At 62.1% G+C, this 23,899-nt stretch carries 21 protein-coding genes and 1 riboswitch; of the genes, 6 read left to right on the top strand and 15 right to left on the bottom strand.

The features are described 5' to 3' along the window. Positions 1–72 precede the first annotated feature (72 nt). Complete coding sequence (polA, locus tag CLU92_RS23675) at positions 73–2,832, bottom strand: DNA polymerase I (RefSeq protein WP_101483848.1); 2,760 nt, start codon at positions 2,830–2,832, stop codon at positions 73–75. A gap of 300 nt (positions 2,833–3,132) precedes the next feature. Between polA and CLU92_RS23670 the strand changes: the two genes are divergently transcribed. From CLU92_RS23670 to CLU92_RS23660, 3 genes are all read left to right on the top strand, one after another. Then, positions 3,133–3,528, top strand: coding sequence for a hypothetical protein (locus CLU92_RS23670; RefSeq protein WP_101483847.1), 396 nt, complete (start codon positions 3,133–3,135; stop codon positions 3,526–3,528). An 83-nt stretch (positions 3,529–3,611) separates the two neighbouring features. Further along, the gene (locus CLU92_RS23665; RefSeq protein WP_101483846.1) at positions 3,612–4,568 is read left to right on the top strand and encodes a homoserine kinase; all 957 of its coding nucleotides are present in this window, start codon (positions 3,612–3,614) and stop codon (positions 4,566–4,568) included. 2 nt (positions 4,569–4,570) lie between these two features. Next, on the top strand, positions 4,571–5,362 hold the full coding sequence (locus CLU92_RS23660) for a BPSS1780 family membrane protein (protein WP_101483845.1): 792 nt from the start codon (positions 4,571–4,573) through the stop codon (positions 5,360–5,362). Positions 5,363–5,476: 114 nt separating this feature from the next. Here the strand turns inward: CLU92_RS23660 and CLU92_RS23655 are convergent, their stop codons facing one another. Further along, positions 5,477–7,786 carry a UvrD-helicase domain-containing protein gene (locus tag CLU92_RS23655; protein ID WP_101483844.1) on the bottom strand — a complete coding sequence of 770 codons (2,310 nt, stop codon included), beginning with the start codon at positions 7,784–7,786 and terminating at the stop codon, positions 5,477–5,479. 109 nt (positions 7,787–7,895) lie between these two features. Here CLU92_RS23655 and CLU92_RS23650 point away from each other — a divergent pair, with 109 nt between their 5' ends. Next, complete coding sequence (locus CLU92_RS23650) at positions 7,896–8,174, top strand: hypothetical protein (RefSeq protein ID WP_101483843.1); 279 nt, start codon at positions 7,896–7,898, stop codon at positions 8,172–8,174. Further along, complete coding sequence (locus CLU92_RS23645; protein ID WP_101483842.1) at positions 8,171–8,695, top strand: GNAT family N-acetyltransferase; 525 nt, start codon at positions 8,171–8,173, stop codon at positions 8,693–8,695. The genes CLU92_RS23650 and CLU92_RS23645 overlap by 4 nt, the downstream gene beginning before the upstream one ends. Before the next feature lie 13 nt (positions 8,696–8,708). On the opposite strand, the gene CLU92_RS23640 is transcribed toward CLU92_RS23645, so the two are convergent. From CLU92_RS23640 to CLU92_RS23585, 12 genes are all read right to left on the bottom strand, one after another. Further along, positions 8,709–9,563: a hypothetical protein gene (locus CLU92_RS23640; RefSeq protein ID WP_101483841.1), complete on the bottom strand. Its 855-nt coding sequence runs from the start codon at positions 9,561–9,563 to the stop codon at positions 8,709–8,711. A gap of 187 nt (positions 9,564–9,750) precedes the next feature. Beyond that, a complete protein-coding gene (locus CLU92_RS23635; protein ID WP_101483840.1) occupies positions 9,751–10,857 on the bottom strand; it encodes an S-(hydroxymethyl)glutathione dehydrogenase/class III alcohol dehydrogenase in 1,107 nt (368 codons plus the stop codon). Between the two features lie 100 nt (positions 10,858–10,957). Next, positions 10,958–11,590, bottom strand: coding sequence for an ANTAR domain-containing response regulator (locus CLU92_RS23630; protein ID WP_096233822.1), 633 nt, complete (start codon positions 11,588–11,590; stop codon positions 10,958–10,960). Between the two features lie 77 nt (positions 11,591–11,667). Continuing rightward, entirely contained in the window at positions 11,668–12,291 is a 624-nt protein-coding gene (thiE, locus tag CLU92_RS23625) for a thiamine phosphate synthase (protein WP_101483839.1), read from the bottom strand. A 10-nt stretch (positions 12,292–12,301) separates the two neighbouring features. Then, on the bottom strand, positions 12,302–13,045 hold the full coding sequence (locus tag CLU92_RS23620) for a hydroxymethylpyrimidine/phosphomethylpyrimidine kinase (protein ID WP_101483838.1): 744 nt from the start codon (positions 13,043–13,045) through the stop codon (positions 12,302–12,304). 32 nt (positions 13,046–13,077) lie between these two features. Then, on the bottom strand, positions 13,078–13,872 hold the full coding sequence (locus CLU92_RS23615) for a thiazole synthase (RefSeq protein WP_101483837.1): 795 nt from the start codon (positions 13,870–13,872) through the stop codon (positions 13,078–13,080). Between the two features lie 14 nt (positions 13,873–13,886). Beyond that, on the bottom strand, positions 13,887–14,090 hold the full coding sequence (thiS, locus tag CLU92_RS23610; RefSeq protein WP_071079564.1) for a sulfur carrier protein ThiS: 204 nt from the start codon (positions 14,088–14,090) through the stop codon (positions 13,887–13,889). 20 nt (positions 14,091–14,110) lie between these two features. Next, positions 14,111–16,024, bottom strand: a complete 1,914-nt coding sequence (gene thiC, locus CLU92_RS23605) for a phosphomethylpyrimidine synthase ThiC (protein ID WP_101483836.1) — start codon at positions 16,022–16,024, stop codon at positions 14,111–14,113. Between the two features lie 90 nt (positions 16,025–16,114). After that, positions 16,115–16,230, bottom strand: a riboswitch (TPP riboswitch). 107 nt (positions 16,231–16,337) lie between these two features. After that, positions 16,338–16,592 carry a hypothetical protein gene (locus CLU92_RS23600; protein WP_101483835.1) on the bottom strand — a complete coding sequence of 85 codons (255 nt, stop codon included), beginning with the start codon at positions 16,590–16,592 and terminating at the stop codon, positions 16,338–16,340. 39 nt (positions 16,593–16,631) lie between these two features. Continuing rightward, a complete protein-coding gene (locus CLU92_RS23595) occupies positions 16,632–17,438 on the bottom strand; it encodes a response regulator (protein ID WP_101483834.1) in 807 nt (268 codons plus the stop codon). 28 nt (positions 17,439–17,466) lie between these two features. Beyond that, positions 17,467–19,710 (bottom strand): PAS domain-containing hybrid sensor histidine kinase/response regulator, encoded by a 2,244-nt coding sequence (locus CLU92_RS23590; protein WP_101483833.1) that lies wholly within the window; start codon positions 19,708–19,710, stop codon positions 17,467–17,469. A 56-nt stretch (positions 19,711–19,766) separates the two neighbouring features. Then, positions 19,767–20,507 carry a Crp/Fnr family transcriptional regulator gene (locus tag CLU92_RS23585; protein WP_101483832.1) on the bottom strand — a complete coding sequence of 247 codons (741 nt, stop codon included), beginning with the start codon at positions 20,505–20,507 and terminating at the stop codon, positions 19,767–19,769. A 237-nt stretch (positions 20,508–20,744) separates the two neighbouring features. Here CLU92_RS23585 and CLU92_RS23580 point away from each other — a divergent pair, with 237 nt between their 5' ends. Next, positions 20,745–22,829, top strand: coding sequence for a bifunctional diguanylate cyclase/phosphodiesterase (locus tag CLU92_RS23580; protein WP_101483831.1), 2,085 nt, complete (start codon positions 20,745–20,747; stop codon positions 22,827–22,829). Here the strand turns inward: CLU92_RS23580 and CLU92_RS23575 are convergent. Continuing rightward, complete coding sequence (locus CLU92_RS23575) at positions 22,826–23,875, bottom strand: porin (RefSeq protein ID WP_101483830.1); 1,050 nt, start codon at positions 23,873–23,875, stop codon at positions 22,826–22,828. The two genes, CLU92_RS23580 and CLU92_RS23575, sit on opposite strands and share 4 nt — an antisense overlap. Between the last annotated feature and the right edge of the window lie 24 nt (positions 23,876–23,899).

Genomic DNA, 23,899 nt, shown 5'->3' with positions numbered 1-23,899 from the left:
CCTACGGTCATTGCTAATGTTAAACATGTAGGTCGGCTTAGCGGGGCATGCCCCGCGTAAGGCGACACCGCATCAGTGCGCTTCGTCCCAGTTCTTGCCTACTCCTACCTCGGCCGTCAGCGGCACTTTCAGCTCGGCCACGCCGGCCATCAGCTCAGGCAGCTTGCGCTTGACCAATTCGAGCTCGGCGTCCGGCACTTCCAGCACCAGTTCATCGTGCACCTGCATGATCATCTTCGTCTGCAAATTGTCCGTCTCCAGCCAGCCTTGCACGGCGATCATGGCCAGCTTGATCAGGTCGGCGGCCGTGCCCTGCATAGGCGCGTTGATCGCCGCCCGTTCCGCACCCTGGCGGCGCGGACCGTTCGGCGAATTGATTTCCGGCAGCCATAAACGGCGACCAAACACCGTTTCCACGTAGCCGCGCGCCTTGGCTTGCTGGCGCGTGTCTTCCATATACTGTTTCACGCCAGAAAAACGCGCAAAGTAGCGGTCGATATAGCTTTGCGCGGCCGTGCGGTCCACGCCCAGGTTACCGGCCAGGCCAAACGCGCTCATGCCGTAGATCAAACCGAAGTTGATGACTTTCGCATAGCGGCGCTGTTCGCTCTGCACTTCCGCAGCCGGCACGCCAAAGATTTCGGCGGCCGTGGCCCGGTGAATATCGATGCCGTCGGCAAACGCACGCAGCATGGCTTCGTCGCCCGAAATGTGCGCCATGATGCGCAATTCGATCTGCGAATAGTCGGCCGAAACGATGTGGCTGCCGGGCGGCGCGATAAAGGCTTCGCGGATGCGGCGGCCTTCCGCGCTGCGGATGGGAATATTCTGCAAGTTCGGGTCGTTCGACGCCAGGCGCCCCGTCACGGCCACGGCTTGCGCGTAGTTCGTGTGCACCCTGCCCGTGGTGACGTTGATCATCTTCGGCAATTTGTCCGTGTAGGTCGATTTCAGCTTGGCCATGCCGCGGTATTCCAGCAGCACCTTCGGCAGCGGATAATCCTCGGCCAACTTTTGCAGCACTTCTTCATCGGTCGATGGCGCGCCCGTCGGCGTCTTCTTGACCACTGGCAACTTCAGCTTCTCGAAGAAGATTTCACCGATCTGCTTGGGCGAGCCCAGGTTAAACGGCTGCTCGGCCAGTTCATACGCCTTCTTTTCCAGTTCGAGGATTTTCACGGCCAGTTCGGCCGACTGGATGTTGAGCAATGCGTCATCGATCAGCACACCGTTGCGCTCGATCTTTTGCAAGACCACGGCCGTCGGCATCTCGATCTTTTCATAGATGAAAGTCAGCTTGTCATCGTTCGCCACATTGCCCCACATGGCATTGTGCAAACGCAAAGTCACATCGGAGTCCTCGGCCGCATACTTGGCCGCCTGCCCTACCTCAACCTGATTGAAGGTGATCTGCTTGGCGCCCTTGCCGCACACGTCTTCGAACGGAATCGTCGTGTAATTCAGGTGGCGCAGGGCAAGGCTGTCCATGTCGTGCTTCTTGTGCGATTCGAACACATACGATTCCAGCAGGGTATCGTGGGCGATGCCGCGCAGAATCACGCCATGGTTGGCGAAGATGTGGCTGTCATACTTCAGATTCTGGCCCAGCTTGGGCTTGTTCGCATCTTCCAGCCATGGACGCAGTTTCGCCAGCACGTGTTCACGCGTTAATTGCTCGGGCGCGCCCGCATAGTCGTGGGCGAGCGGGATGTAGCAGGCGGCGTGCTCGGCAACGGACAGGGAAATGCCAACCATTTGCGCCGTCATCGGTTCCAGCGAGGTGGTTTCCGTGTCCACGGCCGTCAGGGGCGCCGCGTCGATCAGGGCCAGCCATTTATCGAGCTGCTCGTCCGTCAGCACGGTTTCATACACGGCTTCCACCGTTGGCGCGGCGTCGGCAAACATGTCGCCCGTGGTATTGGCGGCAGCACCGGCCGCAACTGGCGCACCGACTGGTGACATCGGCGGCGGCGTGGCTCCCAGTTCGCGCAGCAGGGCCTTGAAGCCGTAGCGGTTGAAGAAGGCCAGCAGCGCTTCCTTGTCTTCGTGTTTCGCCACCAGCGAGTCGGCGATCGTCGTCATGTGGCCGGACAAATCGCAATCCGTCTTGACGGTGATCAAGGCGCGCGCCTGCGGCAGCCAGGGCAGGGCCGTGCGCAGGTGTTCACCCACGGCGCCGCCCACCTTGGCCGCGTTTTCCATCACACCTTCCAGGCTGTCGTACAAGGTCAGCCATTTGACGGCCGTTTTCGGGCCGCATTTCGATACGCCCGGCACGTTGTCCACCGTATCGCCAATCAGCGACAGATAATCGATGATGCGGTTCGGCGGCACGCCGAACTTGGCCAGCACGGCCGCTTCATCGAGCTTTTCATTGCTCATGGTATTGATCAGGGTCACCTGGCTGTTGACCAGCTGCGCCAGGTCCTTGTCGCCAGTGGAGACCACCACGTTCATGCCCGCTGCCGCAGCCTGCACGGCCAGGGTGCCGATCACGTCATCGGCTTCCACGCCGTCGACCATCAAGATAGGCCAGCCCATGGCGCGCACGGCTTCGTGGATGGGTTCGATCTGCAGGCGCAGGTCGTCCGGCATCGAGGCGCGCGTGGCCTTGTACTCCGGATACATGTCATCGCGGAAAGTTTTACCCTTGGCATCGAACACGCAGGCGATATAGGCGGCCGGGTAATCGGCGCGCAGGCGGCGCAGCATATTGACCATGCCGTGCATGGCGCCCGTGGGATAGCCGTCCGGGCTGCGCAAGTCTGGCAGCGCATGGAAGGCGCGATAAAGGTAACTGGAACCGTCGACTAACAGCAGGGTGTTTTGCATAATGCCAATAAAATAAGGTGAGCCGCGCCAGCAGGGAAGAAACAGCGGCGGGCGGAATATCGCACAATTATCGCAGAGTTTAGGTCCGCGCCACCGGGGACGCGGCCCCCGATTTTGCGCCGTTTGCCATGGCGAAGCCCCCGCCTGGCCGCCTGCACGGCGGCCAGGGCCTATTTCCGCGCATTTAATCAGCCGTGTTAAGCAGCATTGCCTACCAGTTTGTTACAATGCCCTATAGATAAATTGACGGCAATACAGCACTGCACGCGCTGCAGTCCCACACATGGAAGCGAACCCATCATGATGCGTACCTCGACACTCTGGACATTCCTCGCCCTGCCCCTGCTGGCATGTTCGGCCATCGCCAGCGCCCAGACGCCGGCCAAACCGAGCGAAGCGCCGCCAAAGCTCGAGCGTATCGAGGAAATGGGCGAAGCGCCCATCACCGTGGCGCCGGCCCCCGCCAAGCAGCAGATTACCGAAAAACGCGAAGCCGGCGTGACGTCCGAAGTGAAAGTGACGACGGGCGGCAGCACCTATTACATGAAGCCGGCCGCCGGCGCCGACCAGGCCAACGGCAACGCCCTGCGCGGCCCGCAATGGAAAGTGCTGGAATTCGACCTGGGCAAGAAGAAACAGAAACAACGCGATGAAGAGGCAGCGGACGCGCCAGCACCGCCCGCAACAGCGAAGTAAGCAGCCACTCTCCTCTGCCCTGTCCCGGCCACCTGCGGGACAGCCGGCTTTTTTTGACCTTTTAGACCATTCCTCTCTTTCCCATGGCAGTTTTTACCGCGCTACACCTGGACGATATCGGCCCGTGGCTCACGCAGTTTCCACTCGGCAAACCTCTGGCGCTCAAGGGCATCGCGTCCGGCATCGAAAACAGCAATTTCTTCCTGAGCACGGAGCGCGGAGAGTACGTGCTGACGATCTTTGAAAACCTCAGCTTCGAGCAATTGCCGTTCTATCTGCAACTGATGCGCCATTTGGCGAACCGGGGCGTGCTGGTGCCCGCACCGATCGCCAATGCCGATGGCGAACTGGTGACGGCCCTGCAGGGCAAGCCGGCCGCCATCGTCAGCAAACTCGACGGCAGCTCGCAGATGGCGCCGCAAGCCGTGCATTGCGCGGCTGTCGGCGCCATGCTGGCGAAGATGCACCTGGCGGGGCAGGACTTCCCCCTGCAGCAGCCAAATCTGCGCGGCCTGGACTGGTGGAACACCACCACGCCGCTGGTCTTGCACCACCTCGACGATGCCAAGGCGCATTTGCTGCGCGCGGAAATCCATTTCCAGGACGCCTTCGCTGCCTGCGCTACGTATAAAGCCATCCCGCGCGGCCCCGTGCATGCCGACTTGTTCCGCAACAATGTCATGTTTGACGGCGAGCAACTGACGGGCTTTTTCGACTTTTACTTTGCCGGCTGCGACACCTGGCTGTTCGATGTGGCCGTCACCGTCAACGACTGGTGCGTGGACCTGGCCACGGGCGTACTCGACACGGTGCGCGTGCGCGCCCTGCTCGACGCCTACCGGGCCGTGCGCCCGTTCACGCACGAAGAACAGACGGCATGGCAAGCAATGCTGCGCGCCGCCGCGCTGCGCTTCTGGCTGTCGCGCCTGTACGATTATTACCAGCCGCGCGAAGCGGAAATGCTGACCCCGCACGATCCGGCGCATTTCGAACGCATTCTGCGCGAACGTATCGCCACACCTGCTCCGGAACTGTTTTAAACATGGAAAAATTACCTGCAAGTACAGGTTGGCAATGGGTGAAACAAGGCTTCGCCCTGTTTCGCAAGCAACCTGGCGGCATGTCGATGCTGTTTCTCGGCTATATGTTCTGCATGCTGGCCGTCAGCATCGTGCCCCTGCTCGGCCAATTGCTGCCCGTCATCCTCGTCCCCGTGTTTTCCGTGGCCTTCGTGCAAGGCTGCCTGAATATCGACCAGGGCAAGCGCGTCTTGCCCAGCCTGTTGATCTCGGGCTTCCGCAAGCCGGCGTTTCCTTCCCTGTTGGGCCTGGGCGTGCTGTACATCCTGATGGCCATCGCGGCCATAGGCGCCTCGACTCTGGTGGACGACGGTTTGCTGTGGCAACTGGTCACGGGACAACTGACGGAAGAAGCGGCGCGCACCGCCATCCCCGAATCTCGCCTGGGCCTGGGCATCCTGCTGGCCATCGTGCTGTATGTGCCGGCCGCCATGGCCTTCTGCTTTGCCGCGCCGCTGATCTACTGGAGAAAAACCGGTTTGGGCAAGGCGCTGTTCTTCAGCTTTTTCGCCGTCTGGCGTTCGCTGTCGGCCTTCATCGTCTTCGCTTCCACCTGGTTCGCCATCAGCGTCGTCACCAGCCAGTTGCTGGCCGTCATCTTTGGCCGCACGCCGCTGATGATGCAACTGATGATGCCGCTGTCGATGCTACTCACCATCATCATGCATTGCTCGTTCTACGCCGCCTACCGCCAGATCTTCGGCGTGCCCGTCGATGAGAGCAAGACGGTGTCGCTGGACAAGACCGGCGAGTGATCGCCGGTCAGGCGTAGGTCGGATTAGCGGCGGCACGCCGCGTAATCCGACGCTGCGAGGCCAACAATGGTGTCGGATTACGCTACGCTAATCCGACCTACGCACCCTGCCAGATCACCGTCCCAGCCGTTCCAGTTTCGCAATCCCCAGGTCCAGCACCTTCATGCCATGCTGGCCGAAGTTGATCTGCGCGCGCGCATTGCCGCCGCCGCCTTCGATATTGACGATCACGCCTTCGCCGAACTTGGCGTGCGCCACCGATTCGCCGATGCGCCAGCCGCCACCCGTGGCTTTTTGCGCGATCTTTTGCGCAATCGCATTGTCCGAACCCAGGCTGGCAACGCGCGGCGCCTCGTCCCAGGCCGACTTGCGGTTACCGAACCAGTTCGCCTGTACCTTGGGCGACAGCCATTTCAGCGCTTCTTCCGGCAATTCATCGAAGAAGCGCGACTTCATGTTATAGCGCGTCTGGCCGTGCAGCATGCGCGTCTGCGAAAAGCTCATATACAGCCGCTTGCGCGCGCGCGTGATCGCCACGTACATCAGGCGGCGTTCTTCTTCCACGCCGTTCTCTTCCTTCGAGCTGCTTTCGTGCGGGAACAGGCCCTCTTCCAGGCCGGTAATGAACACGTTGTCGAATTCCAGGCCCTTGGCCGAGTGCACCGTCATCATCTGCAGCGCATCCTGGCCCGCCTGCGCCTGGTTATCGCCCGCTTCCAGCGACGCGTGCGACAGGAAAGCGGAGAGCGGCGACATCACGGCCGGCAGCGGCGCATCGGCATCCAGAATTTCGATGCCATCCTGGTTGACGACGGGCGCGCCCGCCTGCGCCTGGGCGGCTGGCCCCAGATGGGCCGGTGCTGCCTGGCCGAAACCTTCTTCGGAAACGAACTGGCTGGCCGCGCTGACCATCTGCTCCAGGTTTTCGATGCGGTCGGCGCCTTCCTTTTCATTCTGATAATGCTGCAGCAAAGTACTCGCTTCCAGCACCACGCGCACCATTTCGGGCAAGGACAATTGCTGCGTTTCGAAACGTACGCCCTCGATCAGCTTGACGAAACCGGCCAGCACGCTGCCCGCCTTGCCCGCCACGTAGGGCACGGACGCATACAGCGAGATGCCGTACTGTTCCGACGCGGCCTGCAATTGCTCGATCGAGCGCATGCCGATGCCCCGCGTAGGGAAATTGACCACGCGCAAGAAAGCGGAGTCATTGTGCGGATTGTCCATCAATTGCAAATAAGCAATCGCGTGCTTGACCTCGGCGCGCTGGAAATAGCGCTGGCCGCCATACACGTGGTACGGAATACTGGCTGAAAACAGCGCATGTTCGATCACGCGCGACTGCGCGTTCGAGCGGTAGAGAATAGCGATTTCGCTGCGCGAGGCACCATCGGCGATCAGGCTTTTCGCCTCTTCGATGATCCACTGCGCTTCCTGCAAGTCGGAACTGGCTTCGTACACGCGCACCTGCTCGCCATGGCCCGCGTCCGTGCGCAGATTCTTGCCCAGGCGCTTGCTATTGTTCGCGATCAGCACGTTAGCGCTGTCGAGGATGTGGCCATGCGAGCGGTAGTTCTGCTCCAGCTTGATCAAGTTCTTGACCTGGAATTCGTGCTCGAAGGCGCTCATATTGCCCACGTTGGCGCCGCGAAACGCGTAGATGCTCTGGTCATCGTCACCGACGGCAAACAGGGCGCCGCCATCGCGGCTGCCGTGGCCGGCCAGCAACTTGAGCCAGTTGTATTGCAGATTGTTCGTATCCTGGAACTCGTCCACGAGGATGTGGCGGAAGCGCGCCTGATAGTGTTCACGCAGCGGCTGGTTGCGGCTGAGCAATTCGTACGTGCGCAGCAGCAATTCGGCAAAATCGACCACGCCTTCACGCTGGCACTGGTCGTCATACAGCTGGTACAGCTCGACCATCTTGCGCTCGTGCGCGTCGTACGCTTCCACGTCCGTGGCGCGCAAGCCCTGATCCTTGGCGTTGTTGATGAAATACATCACCGTCTTCGGCGGGAATTTCTCATCATCGATGTTGTTCGCCTTCAACAAGCGCTTGATCACCGACAATTGATCCTGCGAATCGAGGATCTGGAAGGTCTGCGGCAAGGCGGCATCGCGGTAGTGCGTGCGCAGCAAGCGGTTGCACAGGCCGTGGAAGGTGCCGATCCACATGCCGCGCGTGTTGATCGGCAACATGGCTGACAGGCGCGTGAGCATTTCCTTGGCGGCCTTGTTCGTAAAGGTCACGGCCAGGATGCCGGGCGGCGATACCTGCTGAGTCTGGATCAGCCACGCGATGCGGGTGGTCAGCACGCGGGTCTTGCCCGAACCGGCGCCAGCCAGGATCAACGCATGCTGGGCCGGCAAGGTGACGGCAGCCAATTGTTCGGGATTGAGGTTATGAAGAAGATTTTGCATGCCGTGATTATACCGGCATGGCTAAAAATACTGTGCATTTGTCCAGCGGTCGCGCCAGTTTTCCATGTGCGCGCTACAATCGGCGTCCCGACACAGCAGCCCGTATCCCATGACACCACCCACTCACCTCGACGGCGCCCGCGTACTGGCCTGGGCCTGGTCCGACCTGCCCTTCGGCCATGTCACCGATGAGCATGCTGGCGCAGCCCCCATCCCCATTCACGGCCTGGCCGTGTGCCGCTACGGTGACGAGGCGTGCGCCTACCGCTTCTGCTGCGATGCGCGCTGGGAAACGGTGCAGGATGAGGTGTATGCCAGCGTGGACGAGGCCAGGGAGCAGCTGCCGGCGCAATACCGCGCCGTTGCCGCCACCTGGCAGACGCCGTGAGCTACGCCATCCGTGCGGCCAGCCAGGTCGACTTGCCCCTGCTGGCCCAGGTCGAGCGCAGTGCCGCCACCCTGTTTGCGCAGGCCGGGGCGGACTTGGCGTGGCTGGCGCACGGTGAACCCTTGCCACTGCGCACCTTGCAGGCGCTGCAGCAGCATGGCGGCGTGTGGGTGGCTGCCGATGGGCAGGACAGGCCCGCCGGTTTCCTGGCAGCCCAGCCGCTTGACGGCCAGATATTCATCGTGGAATTGTCCGTTGCCCTGCCGCATCAACGGCAGGGACTGGGCGCGCGCCTGCTTGACGCGGCGGCGGCCCACGCCCGGGCGCAGGGCTGCGCCAGCCTGACACTGAGCACCTACCGCCATCTGCCTTGGAACGCGCCCTACTATGCGCGTCACGGTTTCAGCGAAATCGATGCCGTAGCGCTGGGCGCGGGCCACGCGCTCAAGCTGGCGCGCGAAGCGCAGGACGGGCACGATCCGGCGCTGCGCTGCCTGATGCGCAAGCCGCTGGCCCGCTGATTCAGCACACCATTCAGCGCACCAGCTTTGCCTTGCCTTCGCTGAGCGCCTGGGCGATCACCTGGCGCGTGGTCTTGTCGGCTGCTTTTGATGCCTTTTCCTGCTGGCGTCCCAGCGCTTCCATTTGCTTGCCCAGGGTTTCCATCGGCTTGCCGCGCTGATCCATCTGGCGCGACAGCGCATCCACCTTGGCCGCTTCGCGCTCTTGCGTGGCGACAATGCGATCGTTGACCTCTTCCATGGCATCCTGCGCATCCTCCATCTGCTGCTGCAGGCGTTCCACCTCGCGCCCTGCCGCACGGCGCGCTGTCTCCGTGGTCGCTTGCGCCTGGCGGCGCGCCGCCTCGCCCATCTTGCGGCCCAGTTCCTGCTGCTGGCGGCCCAGCGTTTGCAGCTGCTGCGCATCGCGCGTACCGCCATTCGCCTGCGCAGCGCCATGAACGCCCATCTTGCTGCCCAGTTCGCCCATCGCCTTGCCGTGCTCGCTCATCTGCTTGCCCAGACCGCTCATCTGCAAGCCCAGCTGCTGCGATGGCTTCCAGGCGTCGCGGACGCGGGCCAACAGCGCGGCATCCTGCGTCACATAGCCCTTGCCCTGGTCACGGAACCACAGGAAATGCCCCTTGAGCGAACGCTGCAGCTGTTTAATCTGCTGGCCATCGACATCGCTGCCTGCCATGGTGACGCTATCCTCGCTGCTGTCGACGAGCGCATAGCCATCGCCGCTGTCCATGGAGATAGTGATTTTCTTGCTGGGTGCAGCCGGGGCGGCCGGTGGCGCGGGCGGCTCGGGCGGCTGCACGGCCAGTGCACTGCCGCCAAGCACGATACCGGCCAGCCTGAGGATCAAACGATAGGAAGTGGACATGGCTGCTTCGTCGCAAAAGTAGTGGAGCGTTGACTTTAACGGCGGATGAATCACGTCTCCAGCGCGGTGCGACAGGCTGCACAAAGGCTGGCCTGGACGGCAGGCTTGCGCGATGAATGGCAAACCACGGACGAAAAAAACGGAGGCCGCAGCCTCCGCAAAAACGCCGTGGTACGGCGTATGTTTATCAGTACAACACGACGGAGCGGATCGATTCGCCGCTCTTCATCAAGTCGAAACCCTGGTTGATATCGTCCAGTTTCAACCGGTGCGTGATCAAATCATCGATATTGAGCTTGCCTTCCATATACCAGTCGACGATCTTCGGCACGTCCGTGCGGCCGCGCGCGCCACCGAAGGCGGAACCTTTCCACACGCGTCCCGTCACCAGCTGGAACGGACGCGTGGAAATTTCCTGGCCGGCCGCGGCGACGCCGATGATGATGGACTGGCCCCAGCCCTTGTGGCAGCACTCGAGCGACTGGCGCATGGTGGTGGTGTTGCCGATACACTCAAAACTGTAGTCGGCGCCGCCGTCCGTCAGCTGCACGATGGCGTCGACCACGTTTTCCACTTCGTTGGCGTTGACGAAATGCGTCATGCCGAACTTGCGCGCGATGGCCTGGCGCGCCGGGTTGATATCCACGCCGATGATCTTGTCTGCGCCCACCATCTTGGCTGCCTGAATCACGTTCAAGCCGATGCCGCCCAGGCCGAACACGACCACGTTGGCGCCTGCCTCGACCTTGGCCGTAAACAGCACGGCGCCCACGCCCGTCGTGACGCCGCAACCGATGTAGCAGACTTTATCGAAAGGCGCGTCTTCGCGGATCTTCGCCAGCGCAATTTCCGGCACGACGATGTAGTTCGAGAAGGTGGACGTGCCCATGTAGTGGAAGATGGGTTTGCCGTCGATGGAAAAGCGCGACGTCGCGTCCGGCATCAGGCCGCGGCCCTGGGTCGAGCGGATCGACTGGCACAGATTGGTTTTTTGCGACAGGCAGAATTTGCACTGACGGCATTCCGGCGTGTACAGGGGGATGACATGGTCATCCTTTTTCAGGCTTTTCACGCCCGGCCCCACATCGACGACGATGCCGGCGCCTTCATGACCGAGAATGGATGGGAAAATGCCTTCCGGATCGGCGCCCGACAGGGTGTAGTAATCGGTGTGGCAAATGCCCGTGGCCTTGATTTCGACCAGTACCTCGCCCTCGCGCGGGCCCGCCAGGTCGACTTCTTCGATGGTCAAAGGCGCGCCCGCCTTCCATGCAATCGCTGCTTTGGTTTTCATGTATGTCCTGTCTATGGTTGAACCAGGCGCGCCAGCGCGCCATATCGTCACATCATAACAAGGCAGGCGCCGACGTGCCACGCCGGCGCCGGTGCAACGCTTACTTGGTTTTCGCCCTGTTGAGGAAGGCGCCATGCAAGCCGTTCAGGGTTTCTTCGGCCAGCAGCAGCTGGCTGGCGATTTCATTGATCTTGCGGCGGCTGGAGCGGGCGTGGTCGCGCAGCACCTCGAAAGCCGTGTTGCGGTCCGTCTGGAACTTGCCCATCAGCAAGCCGACGGCCAGGCTGGTTTCGCGGCCGGCGGCCAGGGCCGCGTTCAGGTTCAGCTCGGTGCGCCGGAGCTGGCGGATTTCATCGGCGCGCGCCAGGCCCGCTTCGAAGGCGGGCATCAAGCGGCCTTCATCGACGGGTTTCACCACGTAGCCGACGGCGCCGTAGGCGGCCGCCTGCTTGCCCGATTCGCTGTCGCCGCTGCCGGACAGGAACATGAATGGCACGCCCGTCTCGCCATGCAGGCGCTTGGCCAGTTCCAGGCCCGACATGCCCGGCATATGGATGTCGAGCAAGGCCAGGTCCGGCTCGCGCTGGGCGACCATTTGCAGCGCCACTTCGGCCGAATTGGCCAGGGCCGTCTCATAGCCGGCATGGCGCAGGATTTCGCCGAGGAATTCCAACAGGAGTTGGTCATCGTCAACGATCAGGATTAGGCGTTTCGCGGCGGCTGGCTGACTCATGGGTAAAGGAACCTCGGTAATGAAGATGCTCTTATTATATGCCGATTATTCCCCCAAATCAGCCCCCATGCCCATGCTCACGCCGCAAACAATTGGTTGAATTGCTGCACTGCAATATTCACATCGTGCGCCTGGCCTGCCTTGCCAAATACGCTGCTGATGGCCGCCACCATGTCGGCGCCGCGCGCTGCCAGCGGTGCCGCGTTTTCCGGCGTCATGCCGCCGATCACCACGCACGGCAAGGCTATCTCGCGTTTGGCTTGCAGCACCATATCCAGGGGCGTGGTTACCGGATATTTTTTCACCAGCGACGGATAAAAACCGCCGAAGGCCACATAGCTGGCGCCGCCCGCCTCGGCAGTCCGTGCCAGGGCCATGTCGCCATAGCAGGAAGCGCCAACGATCTTGTCCTTGCCCAGGTGCGCGCGCACCTGTGCGACGGATGCATCCGTGCCGCCCACGTGCACGCCATCGGCGTCGAGCTCTTCGCACAATTCGATAAAGTCATTGATGATGAAGGGCACGCCATACTTGCGGGCCAGGGCCAGCAGGGCGCCCGCCTGTTCGCGCCGTTGTTGCGCCTCGGCGCTCTTGTGGCGGTATTGCAGCAGAGCCACGCCTTCCTGCAAGGCTTGCTCGCTCACGTCGAGCAGGCGGTCGGTGTCATCCCAGTTCGGAGTGACCAGATACAGTCCACGCATGATGTTTTCCTTATTGAATGAATCGTTGGGGCATGAGCTGGCCTGGCGCAATGGCATACGCATCGGACAAGGCCGCATGGCAATAGGCTTGCGCCAGATCAAGCGCGTCCGGCAGCGCCTCTCCCAGCGCCAGACGCGCTGCGATGGCGGACGCCAGAGTGCAGCCGCTGCCGTGGAATTGGCCAGGCAGGCGCGGCCAGCGCCACGCTCGCTCGCCGCCATTCGCGTCTATCCAGCGGTTGACGATCACCTCGCCCTCGCCATGGCCGCCCGTCACCAGCACGTGCTTGCAGCCTTGCGCGCGCAGGTTTTCTTCGCCGCCCAGTGCCAGCGCTTCCGGCCCGTTCGGCACGATGACGGTCGTCAGCGGCAGCAAGGGCGCCAGCGCCATCACCGCGTCGTCACGGCTAAGCACATCGCCATGGCCGCTGGCCAGCACGGGGTCGAGCACCACAGGCAAATCCGGCCGAGCCAGCCGCAATTGCGCGATCAGTTGCGCGATGACGGCTGCATTCGCGGCACTGCCGGGGATGCCGATCTTGACGGCGTGAATGGCGATCTTGGCTATCAGCGCCTGCGCCTGGCGCCGCAGCAATTCCGGCGCCACCGGTTCGACAGCAAACACGCGGTCGTTGTCCTGCACCGTCAGCGCCGAGATGACGGGCAAGGCATGCGCGCCCTGCGCCGCAATGGCAACAATGTCGGCGGCGATGCCGGCGCCGCCGGAAGGATCTAGGCCGGCAAACACCAGCACAACCGGACGACACGGCAGACGCTGTCGCCCCGTCACGCCAGGCGGCCGGCCATCGGCGACGAGGGCGAAGCGGCGAATTTACGGGGCATGCGGCCCGCCAGAAACGCTAGACGCCCGGCCCGCACGGCCAGCTTCATCGCATGCGCCATGCGCACAGGGTCGCGCGCGCCGGCAATGGCCGTATTCATCAGTACGCCATCGCAACCGAGTTCCATGGCAATGGCCGCATCCGACGCCGTGCCCACGCCAGCATCGACGAGCACGGGCACTTTCGCCTGGTCTATGATCAGCGACAAATTCCACGGATTCAAGATGCCCATGCCCGAACCGATCAGTGACGCCAGCGGCATGACGGCCACGCAGCCGATGTCTTCCAAAATCTTCGCCTGGATGGGGTCGTCGCTGCAGTAGACCATTACGTCAAAGCCATCCTTGACCAGCGCTTCGGCCGCGATCAGGGTTTCCGGCATATGCGGAAACAGGGTCTTTTCATCGCCCAGCACTTCCAGCTTGACCAGATTGCGCCCACCCAGCAGCTCGCGCGCCAGTTGCAGGGTGTAGACGGCATCTTTCGCGTTGTAACAGCCGGCCGTGTTCGGCAAGATCGTGTACTGGTCCGGCGGCACAACATCGAGCAGGCTGGGCGCGTTCGGATCTTGCCCGATATTCACGCGGCGAATCGCCACCGTGATGATCTGCGCTTCCGCCGCGTCCGTCGCCTCGCGCGTCTGTGGCAAGTCCTTGTACTTGCCGCTACCCACCAGCAAGCGCGATTGGTACTGTTTTCCTGCGATAGTCAGCAAGTCGTCGTTGTTATTACTTGTCATTGCTTTTCCTTAGTCTAGCCGCCGCCGATGGCGCGGACTATTTCAACCTGGTCTTGTACCTGCAAGACCTGTCCCGGCCACGCCTTGCGCGGCACCACATTGCGGTTGACGGCCAGCGCCAGCGCCTGGTTTTCCAGCGACAGCGCGGCGATCAGTTGATCGAGGGTTTGCCCCGGCGGCACCTGGTGCGGCGCGCCGTTGAGCGTGATGGATATCAATGCAGGCATCACGCTCCCCTTCAGACCTTGCGATACAGCTCGGCGCCGTTCTTGATGAATTCAATGGCCTTGATTTCCATACCCTGCTTGAGCGCCTTGTCTTCCGCGATGCCCATGCCGGCCGCGTATTCACGCACTTCCTGCGTGATCTTCATCGAGCAGAAGTGGGGGCCGCACATGGAGCAGAAATGCGCCACCTTGGCCGAATCCTTGGGCAAGGTTTCATCGTGGAATTCGCGCGCCTTGTCCGGGTCCAGGCCGATGTTGAACTGGTCGTCCCAGCGGAATTCGAAGCGGGCTTTCGACAGGGCGTTGTCGCGGATTTGTGCGCCCGGATGGCCTTTTGCCAGGTCGGCCGCGTGCGCAGCGATCTTGTAGGTGATGATGCCGTCCTTGACGTCGGCCTTGTTGGGCAGGCCCAGGTGTTCCTTCGGCGTCACGTAGCACAGCATGGCCGTGCCATACCAGCCGATCATGGCCGCGCCGATGCCCGACGTGATGTGGTCATAACCAGGCGCGATGTCGGTCGTCAACGGCCCCAGCGTGTAGAACGGCGCTTCGCCGCACTGCTCCAGCTGCAAGTCCATGTTTTCCTTGATCAATTGCATGGGCACGTGGCCCGGGCCTTCGATCATCACTTGCACGTCGTGCTTCCAGGCCACTTGCGTCAGTTCGCCCAGGGTTTTCAGTTCGCCCAGCTGCGCCTCATCGTTGGCGTCGTAGATGGAACCGGGGCGCAGGCCGTCGCCCAGCGAGAACGACACGTCATACGCCTTCATGATTTCGCAGATGTCTTCGAAATGCGTGTACAGGAACGATTCCTGGTGGTGCGCCAGACACCATTTCGCCATGATGGAGCCGCCGCGCGAGACGATGCCCGTCAGGCGCTTGGCCGTCATCGGCACATAGCGCAGCAGCACGCCCGCGTGGATGGTGAAGTAATCGACACCCTGCTCTGCCTGCTCGATCAGAGTGTCGCGGAAAATTTCCCACGTCAGGTCTTCAGCCTTGCCATTGACCTTTTCCAGCGCCTGATAGATGGGCACGGTGCCGATGGGCACGGGGCTGTTGCGCACGATCCATTCGCGCGTTTCGTGGATGTGCTTGCCGGTAGACAGGTCCATCACGTTATCGCCGCCCCAGCGGATGGCCCAGGTCATTTTTTCCACCTCCTCGCCTATCGACGAGGTGACGGCCGAATTGCCGATATTGGCGTTGATTTTTACCAGGAAATTGCGGCCGATAATCATCGGTTCGACTTCAGGGTGATTGATGTTGGCGGGGATGATGGCGCGGCCGCGGGCGATTTCCTCGCGCACGAATTCCGGCGTGATTTCCGCAGGTATGCTGGCGCCGAACGACTGGCCAGGGTGCTGACGGCCCATCAGCTCGGCCAAGCGTTCGCCCATGGGGCCGGAGGCTTTCAGTTCGCGCAAATACTCCTGGCGGCGCATGTTTTCGCGGATCGCCACGAATTCCATTTCCGGCGTGATGATGCCGCGCCTCGCGTAATGCATTTGCGTCACGTTCTTGCCGGCGATGGCGCGGCGCGGCTTGCGGTGCAAATTGAAGCGCAGCTCGGCCAGCTTCGGGTCCGCCAGGCGAGCGATGCCGTAGTCGGAGGTCGGACCGGGCAATTCTTCCGTGTCGGCACGTTCCATGATCCACGGCAGGCGCGGCGTATCGAGGCCCGAGCGGATATCGATCTGCACGTCCGGGTCCGTGTAGGGGCCGGACGTGTCGTACACGTAGATCGGCGGATTCTTTTCGCCACCGAACGACGCTTCCGTGTCGGATTGGCTGATTCTCCGCATGGGCACGCGGATGTCGGGGCGGCTGCCTTCCACATAGATCTTGCGCGAATTGGGCAGTGGCGCGATGGCGGCTTCGTCGACCGTGGCGGTGGCAGAGAGGAATTTCGGGTTGGCGTTCATTTTGGCTCCTTGGCTAGACTTGCAGCTAGACTATTTATAGCCTGGAGCCAGCTAAGGAGGTTCGGAATTGCGCACGCGGAAAAGCGAGGTGCGTTCATCCTAAAGCTTCCCTTCGCTGGCATTATCCAGATCAGGTTCGGAGGGTATTTCTCACCCGCGCTTGCACTGTGTTTCCACAGCGAAAGGCAGGACCCCTAGCGTTTGCCGCCTTGCGGCAGCGAGCCAATTATACGCGGTTCGCGCCGCGTGGCCAGATGATTTCTTGCTTTGTCTCCTATGTGCATCTGCTGCAATGCAGCAGATGCCGGCACGTCTATTTCTTCTTGCCCCAGCGCCAGGCGGTCGGTTCGCCCTTCCACTGGCACACGGCGATCAGCGCGGCAACGATGGCCACTTCATACACGATATAGCCTGCCAGCATGGTTTGCGGGGGAAACAGGAAGGCGCCGCAGGCGAACAGCGCCAACGCGGCCAGGAACACCAGCCAGCCCTGCCACGTGATGGGCAAGCCCCAGCCCCAGCCATAGGTCTTGGCGGGAAACCAGTAGGAGGGAGATTTGTCAGCCATGGTGCTTTCCTTGTGGATGTCGATAGCAGCAAGTATAAATCAGGCGCTGCGATGACGCTCCGTGACGTCGAGGCCGATACCGCGGTAGCCGATGAAGCGGCTGCCATTGTCGAACATCGGTTCGCCGCTGACCTGCAGGTACTGCGTGCTGCCATCGAGGTTGGCGCGGCTGTAGATGAAGTCGAGAAACGGTTCGCGCGCAGCAATCTTGGCATCGAGCAAGGCGCGCTCGGCCGCGTTCCAGCGCTGCGGCTCTTCCTCGCTGCCGATGCCCAGCATTTCAGCCACGGGACCGGAAAAGCGCGTCAGATTGCCTTGCGCATCCTGTTCCCAGTACCAGTCGGACGACAGTTCCGTGAAGCGCTGGAAGCGCGCTTCGCTTTCGCGCAACTCCGCCGTGCGCTCTTCCACCATCAGTTCCAGCGACTTGTTGTATTCGGCCAGCTTCTGGTACAGCAAGCGCACTTCCAGCATATTGTGGATGCGCGTCTTCACTTCCACCAGGTCGAAGGGCTTGCTGACGAAATCCTTGGCGCCCGCCTGCAGCGCGCGCAGCTTGTGGCCTGGCTGGGCAGTGATCACCAGCACGGGCAGATAACTGCCGGCCTCGATGTCGCGCAAGCCTTCCATCACTTCGAAGCCATCCATTTCCGGCATCTGCAAGTCGAGCAGGATCAAGTCGTAGCGGTGCTGCTGATGCAGCGCGCGCACGGCTTGCGGGTCCATGGTGGAAGTGATGCGCGTATAGCCGGCATTGCGCAGCACCTGTTCCAGCAGCATGACGTTAGCCTCCTGGTCATCGACGATGAGAATGCTGGCGTTCAGGATCTCGGTGGCTTGAAGCATGGCGGTGTTCCTAAAATGAAGTGCTGAATTAGCGTACTGTGTGAATGTCGTCGGCCAGGCCGTGCTCGGCCGCATGGTGCAGGGCCACGTCAAGCGCATCCATGAATTCGACGACCTTGATCGGCTTGGTCAGGTAGCGGAAGAAGCCCGCTTCCAGGCCTTTCTCGATGTCGCGCGGCACGGCGTTGGCGGACAGGGCCATCACGGGAATGTGGCTGGTGAGCGGATCGTCGTGCAGGATGTGCAGGGCGCCATAGCCGCTGATGCCGGGCAGGTTAATATCCATCAAGATCACGTCCGGTTGATACGTGCGCGCCAGGTCGATGCCCAGGTGCGCATCGACGGCCGTCAGCAATTTCAAATCGCTGCGACGGGCGATCAGTTGCTCCACCAGTGCCAGGTTGGCGGGATTGTCTTCCACGTACAGCAGAGTACGCTGGCTTTCCTGGTTCTCCGGCACCACCGGCAGCACTGACCCCTCTTCCAGATGCAGCTCCGGCGCGCGCGAGGCCTTGAATTCGACCCAGAAAGTGGTACCCACGCCCACCGTGCTGTCGACGCCGATGGTGCCGCCCATCAATTCGACCAGCTGCTTGGTGACGACCAGGCCGATGCCCGTGCCCTCTTCCGTGCTGCTTTCCTGGCCCAGGCGGTTAAAGGGCTGGAACAGCTGACTCATCTGTTCGGCATTCAGGCCGGCGCCGCTGTCGGTGACACTGACGCGCACCCGGTCGCCGTGGCGGCTGCACTCGACCTTCACGCTGCCGCCGCTCTGGTTATATTTGATGGCGTTCGACAGCAGATTGATCATCACCTGTTTCACGCGCGTGCGGTCGGCATGCACATAGAAGGCCTTGCCGCAGCGGGGGAAATGCATGCTGATGCCGCGCTTTTCCGCCTGCGGCGCGATCATCGCCTGGCAATCCTGCAGCACGTCGAGCAGGGACATCGCCTCTTGCGACATGGTGACCTTACCCGACTCGATCATGGCCAGGTCGAGGATTTCATTGATCAAGCGCAAGAGATACCATCCGCCCTTGAGGATCTGGTCGATCGAGCGCTGTTGCGGCAAGCTTGGCGCCGGCGTCTCGGACGCCATCAGCTGGGCAAAGCCCAGGACGGCGTTCAAGGGCGTGCGCAATTCATGGCTCATGCTCGATAGAAACTCGGACTTCGCCAGGTTCGCCTTTTCCGCCGCCTGGCGGGCCTTTTCCATTTCGATATTCGTGTCTTGCAAGGCTTGCTCGAACTGCTTGCGTTCCGTCACGTCGCGGGCGGCGGCAAACACGCCCTGCAGCTTGCGGTCGCGGTCATGGAAGGTCGACGCGTTGTACGACACCACCGTCTGCTTGCCGTCTCGCGCCAGGGCCGTCAGCTCGTAATTGGTCAACTTTCCTTCACGCAACACGCGCGCGATGGCTTCCTCGGCCCGTTCTGGTTCCGTAAAATAATTCTTGCACGGCGCGCCGATCAATTCGTCGCGCGTGCAGCCCGTCAGCGCTTCCATCTGCTGGTTGACGTCGCTGATGATGCCGCGCGGGTCCGTCGTCATCAGGGCATCGATATTCGATTCGATCAGAGAGCGCGTGTAGAACTGCTGCTCGCGCAAGCGCTGGTCCAGCTGCGCCTGTTCCGCCTCGACCTGCTTGCGCGCCGTGTTGTCGGTGCCGATCAGCAAGTAACCGATGACCTTGCTCTGCGCGTCGCGCAGGGCCGTCACGGAAACCATGGCCGGGAAGCGGCTGCCATCCTTGCGGATGTAGGTCAATTCGTAAATGTCTTCGATGCCGCGCGAGGCCTTGAACACCAGCGCTTCCACGCCCGGCGTGATAACGGTGTCGAGTTCGGCACTGAGGGCGGCAGCGCGCGCAACGATTTCTTGCGCGTCGGAAATGCCGGCCGGCGTCAGCTTGTCGACCACGTCGCTGGCTTCATAGCCGAGCATGCGTTCGGCGCCCACATTGAAAATCTGGATCACGCCTTGCGCATCGGTGGCGATGCAGGAAAAATTGGCACTGTTGAAAATCGCATCCTGCAAGGCACCCGCTTTGAGCAACTGGCGCGGCAGGCTGGCCGACACCGTGCGCCGGTACAGCGCCGCGAGCAGCATCAGCAGCAAAAATACCAGCGCGTCAATGACGCATGCCGTCTCGAACGGCGCGCGCCAGGCCAGCACGCCGACGGCCAGCAACACGACGGCGCTGAACGAAAACGCCAGCGCCATGGGCCAGCGCGACGGCGCGCGCGGGGGGATGTTTTCGATAGATTGCATGATGAGCCTGGGCAATGACAACGATAAGAAGGGAAATGCGGTATCAGGTGCGGTGTTCAGTGCGCCTGGCGCTGGCGCACGTCCGACAGCAGGCGCGTGAATTCCTTCTTGACCACGCCATAGCATTCGCACACATGGCCTTCGAGGCCGGCGCGGTCCAGCACGGAAATATGGCCGCGCCGGTAACTGATGAAACCGCGCGCCTGCAAGCGCCCCGCCGCTTCCGTCACGCCTTCGCGGCGCACGCCCAGCATGTTGGCGATGAGTTCCTGCGTCATGGTCAGCTCGCGGTTCGGCAGCCGGTCCATGGTCAGCAGCAGCCAGCGGCACAGCTGCTGCTCTACCGTATGGTGGCGGTTGCACACGGCCGTCTGCGACATTTGCGTGATCAAGGCTTGCGTATAGCGCAGCAGCAAACGCATGACGGGACCGGCGCGGTCGAATTCTTCCATCAGCAAATGCGCCTTCAGGCGATAGCCGACGCCACCCGTCTGCACCACGGCGCGGCTCGGTGTCGAGTTGCCGCCCATGAACAGAGACACGCCCACCACGCCTTCATTGCCCACGCCTGCGATTTCCGACGAGCCGCCGTTTTCCAGCAGATAGTGCAGTGAAACGATGGCCGTGGTGGGAAAGTACACATGCTGGAGCTTATCGCCCGAATCGTAGATCACGTCACCGAGCAACATGGAGACTTGCTCCAGGTGAGGGGCCAGGCGCGCGAAATCGGCGTCGAGCATGGCGGCGAGCAAATGGTTTTGATTCGGGTTGTGCAGCTGGGCATGCGGACTCGACATGGGCAGTTTTCCTGGTTTCCAGTCGTCAGCTAGGGGATAGAGGTAAGACGTCCGAACGAGGGGCGCCATATGCAGCAGCGTAACACAGCGCTTGCACAGTGCCCACTATATTTCTTGTAGGCATGCTTGTCCGTTCGCCAGCGAACGGACTGCCATGTGCCGCGCGCCCTACAGTGGGCATCACTGCCAGGGCTGCCGGATCATGGATCGGCACCGGCGCTGCTACCGGACGCCATCATGCAATCATTCTTCAAACGTATTTCCACTTCCGTTTCCACCTCGGCCCTGATCACCCTGGCGGTCGGGCTGTGCCTGACGGCCCTGTGCTATGTCTCGGCGCTCCAGATCGAGTCGGAAAGCACCCGGCTGCTGCTGGAGTACCACGCCAGCGGGCACACGCTGGGCGCCGCCCTGCTGCCAGCCAGCGGCATGAGCTTCAATGCGAACCATCGCGGCTCCCTGTATGTACTGCTGGGTGGATTACTGTCGAGCCTGCTGGCAACCGCCTATGTCTTTCAGCTTGTGACGCGCAATTCCGTGATTGCCCGCATCACGGGCGAACGCACGGTGGCGCTGCAGTTTGCCAATTTGCGCCTGTCCGAAGACATTGCCGCGCGCATGCACAATGAGAAGTCGTTGCGTTTGCGCGAACGCATCATCGAAGTGTCGGCCAATGCCATCATCCTGTGCAGCGCCGACGCACCGGGCTACCTGATCGAATACGTCAATCCCGCCTTCGAACGCATCACCGGCTATGTGGCCGCGGAAGTCATCGGCCAGCGCCTGGCAGACTTGCAGGGTCCCGCGCAAGGGCGGCAAGACATGCACCCAATTACGGCGGCCCTGCGCGAACAGCGCGAAGGCAAGGCCATCGTGCGCAATTTCCGCAAGGATGGCAGTTGCTACTGGAGCGAGCTGTTCATCGCTCCCGTGCGCGACGATGGCGATGGCACCGTCAGCCACTTTGTCGTGGAGCAATACGACATCAGCACCGTCATGCGCTTCGAACAGGAGCTGGAATTCCAGGCGCGGCACGATATCCTCACGGGCCTGGCCAACCGGGCCCTGCTGCGGGAACGGCTGGAACTGGCGATGGCCGTGACGCGGCGCAGCGGCATGCCCCTGTGGGTGGTGTTCATCGACCTCGACCGCTTTAAATTCGTCAACGATACCCTGGGCCACGATGCGGGCGACAGCGTGCTGAAAAACGTGGCCGAGCGCCTGCGCGGCGCCACGCGCGAAGTCGACACGGTGGCGCGCCTGGGCGGCGACGAATTCGTGCTGCTGCTGCCCCAGCATGGCAATGGAGAACCGGGCGCGGCTATCCTGCAGCGCATCCAGGACGCCGTGGCGCAGCCGCTGCAACTGGGCGAATATGAATTTTTTCTCAGCTGTTGCATGGGAGTGGCCGTGTATCCCGACGATGGCCAGAATGCCGACACCCTGATCAAGCATGCCGACATCGCCATGTACCGCGCCAAGGAACAGGGACGGGGCCACTGGCAATTCTATGCATCGAGCATGAACGCGGGCACTCTGGAGCGGCTGGGACTGGAAAGCGAGTTGCGCCACGCCCTGGAACGGGGACAGTTTCACCTCGAATATCAACCCCAGCTGGACTTGGCCAGCGGCAAGGTGGTGGGCATGGAAGCACTGCTGCGCTGGCACCATCCGCAACTGGGGCGTATTCCACCTGCCAGCTTCATCAGCCTGGCCGAGGAAATGGGCTTGATCACCCCCATCGGCGACTGGGTGCTGCACACGGCGTGCGCCCAAACGCGCGCCTGGCAACTGGCCGGCCATGGCCGGCTGCGCCTGGCCGTCAACTTGTCGGCGCGGCAATTCAAACAAAGGAATCTGCTGCACGCGGTGGCGCAGGCATTGGCCGAGACAGGCCTCGATGCCACCCATCTGGAACTGGAATTAACGGAAAGCATGGTCATGCATGACGTGGAGCAAGCCACGGCCATCATGAGCAACCTCAAGGCGCTGGGCGTGCAACTGTCCATCGACGACTTCGGCACCGGCTATTCCAGCCTGGCTTACCTGCGCCACTTCCCCATCGACGTGCTGAAAATCGACAAGACCTTCGTCAGCGACATCACAAACAGCGACGATGACGTGGCCATCGTGCGCGCCATCATTTCGCTGGCGCACAGCCTGCGCCTGAAAGTGATCGCCGAAGGCGTGGAAACGCCGCAGCAGCTGGCCTTCCTGCGCCAGCACGGCTGCGACCAGATGCAGGGCTATCTGTTCAGCCGCCCGCTGACCGCAGACGCCTTCGAGGAACTGTTGCTGCAGAGAAAAATGCTGGCCGCTTAAAACGCGTGACGCAAGCCGATATTCAGCGCGCGGTTGCCCGTGCCCACTTCCGTGGCATTGCCCACCATGTAGGCAGCGTCGTTGCGGTTGCGGATATGCGCGTAAGCAAGATACACCTTGCTGCGCTTGGACAAGGCATACGTGGCGCCGATGGCCAGCTGCTGCGCATCGCGGTTGGCCGCGTCGCGGTCATCCTTGCGCACGTACGAGGCCAGCAAGGTGGTCGCGCCCAGCGGCACGGACACGCCGACGATGGCGTCGCGGCTGTCGCTTGAGCGGGTTGGCGCCTGCGCCGCGCCATACGGGTTTTCCGCAAAGAACATGGTGCTGCCATCGCCCGTGTTGCGGCCATAGCCGGCAAACGCGGTGGCCACGCCGAAGTTGTAGTTGCCGGCCAAAATGGTGTTGTTCACGTCGGCCTTGCCCGGCTCGCCGGCACGGCTCTGGCGCGCCAGGCGCAGGGTCAGTGGGCCGTTGACATAACCGAGGGCCAGACCCAGCGAACGTTGATCGGCCACAACACCCGTATGTTCGCCAAAGCCAAACATGACGGTGGCCGTGACGCCGCGCAGCTCGGGCGAGGTGTAGCGCACGGTGTTGTCGATGCGCGTGGCCGAATAGCCGGCCAGGTTGGTCGCCGCCCCGGCCAGGCCGCCCTCGAACGGATCGGCCACGTCAGTCAGCGCCTGGCTTTGCAGGTTGTACTGGCGCCCCACGGTCAGCATGCCCAGCGGGCTGTCGAGGCCGACAAAAGCCTGGCGGCCGAACAATTGCCCCGCCTGGTCCGAGCGGCCCGTATCGCCCTGCACACCCGCTTCCAGGGTGAACACGGCTTGCCAGCCGTCGCCCAGCGATTCCGTGCCGCGCAGGCCCAGGCGCGAGCCGGCCGACACACCACTGGTGAGCTTGCTAATGCCGCCTTCCTGCACCAGGCCCGCATCCATCAGGCCGTACACGTCGACGGAGGACTGAGCATAGGCAAGGGGAATGGCGCCCAGGCTGGCGATGGTCGAAACAAGGCGGATGGTGAACGAGATTTTCTTCATGGTGGTTTCCTTGTAAAAGCAAAA

The organism is Janthinobacterium sp. 61, assembly GCF_002846335.1.
Lineage (GTDB): Bacteria > Pseudomonadota > Gammaproteobacteria > Burkholderiales > Burkholderiaceae_D > Janthinobacterium.
The sequence above is the reverse complement of the archived record's forward strand: the minus strand, read 5'-3'. Positions and strand labels throughout refer to the sequence as shown.

Coding starts and splice junctions, on each gene's coding strand:
- polA (WP_101483848.1), bottom strand. CDS start 2,832: ATGCAAAACACCCTGCTGTTAGTCGACGGTTCCAGTTACCTTTATCGC.
- CLU92_RS23670 (WP_101483847.1), top strand. CDS start 3,133: ATGATGCGTACCTCGACACTCTGGACATTCCTCGCCCTGCCCCTGCTG.
- CLU92_RS23665 (WP_101483846.1), top strand. CDS start 3,612: ATGGCAGTTTTTACCGCGCTACACCTGGACGATATCGGCCCGTGGCTC.
- CLU92_RS23660 (WP_101483845.1), top strand. CDS start 4,571: ATGGAAAAATTACCTGCAAGTACAGGTTGGCAATGGGTGAAACAAGGC.
- CLU92_RS23655 (WP_101483844.1), bottom strand. CDS start 7,786: ATGCAAAATCTTCTTCATAACCTCAATCCCGAACAATTGGCTGCCGTC.
- CLU92_RS23650 (WP_101483843.1), top strand. CDS start 7,896: ATGACACCACCCACTCACCTCGACGGCGCCCGCGTACTGGCCTGGGCC.
- CLU92_RS23640 (WP_101483841.1), bottom strand. CDS start 9,563: ATGTCCACTTCCTATCGTTTGATCCTCAGGCTGGCCGGTATCGTGCTT.
- CLU92_RS23635 (WP_101483840.1), bottom strand. CDS start 10,857: ATGAAAACCAAAGCAGCGATTGCATGGAAGGCGGGCGCGCCTTTGACC.
- CLU92_RS23630 (WP_096233822.1), bottom strand. CDS start 11,590: ATGAGTCAGCCAGCCGCCGCGAAACGCCTAATCCTGATCGTTGACGAT.
- thiE (WP_101483839.1), bottom strand. CDS start 12,291: ATGCGTGGACTGTATCTGGTCACTCCGAACTGGGATGACACCGACCGC.
- CLU92_RS23615 (WP_101483837.1), bottom strand. CDS start 13,872: ATGACAAGTAATAACAACGACGACTTGCTGACTATCGCAGGAAAACAG.
- thiC (WP_101483836.1), bottom strand. CDS start 16,024: ATGAACGCCAACCCGAAATTCCTCTCTGCCACCGCCACGGTCGACGAA.
- CLU92_RS23600 (WP_101483835.1), bottom strand. CDS start 16,592: ATGGCTGACAAATCTCCCTCCTACTGGTTTCCCGCCAAGACCTATGGC.
- CLU92_RS23595 (WP_101483834.1), bottom strand. CDS start 17,438: ATGCTTCAAGCCACCGAGATCCTGAACGCCAGCATTCTCATCGTCGAT.
- CLU92_RS23590 (WP_101483833.1), bottom strand. CDS start 19,710: ATGCAATCTATCGAAAACATCCCCCCGCGCGCGCCGTCGCGCTGGCCC.
- CLU92_RS23585 (WP_101483832.1), bottom strand. CDS start 20,507: ATGTCGAGTCCGCATGCCCAGCTGCACAACCCGAATCAAAACCATTTG.
- CLU92_RS23580 (WP_101483831.1), top strand. CDS start 20,745: ATGCAATCATTCTTCAAACGTATTTCCACTTCCGTTTCCACCTCGGCC.
- CLU92_RS23575 (WP_101483830.1), bottom strand. CDS start 23,875: ATGAAGAAAATCTCGTTCACCATCCGCCTTGTTTCGACCATCGCCAGC.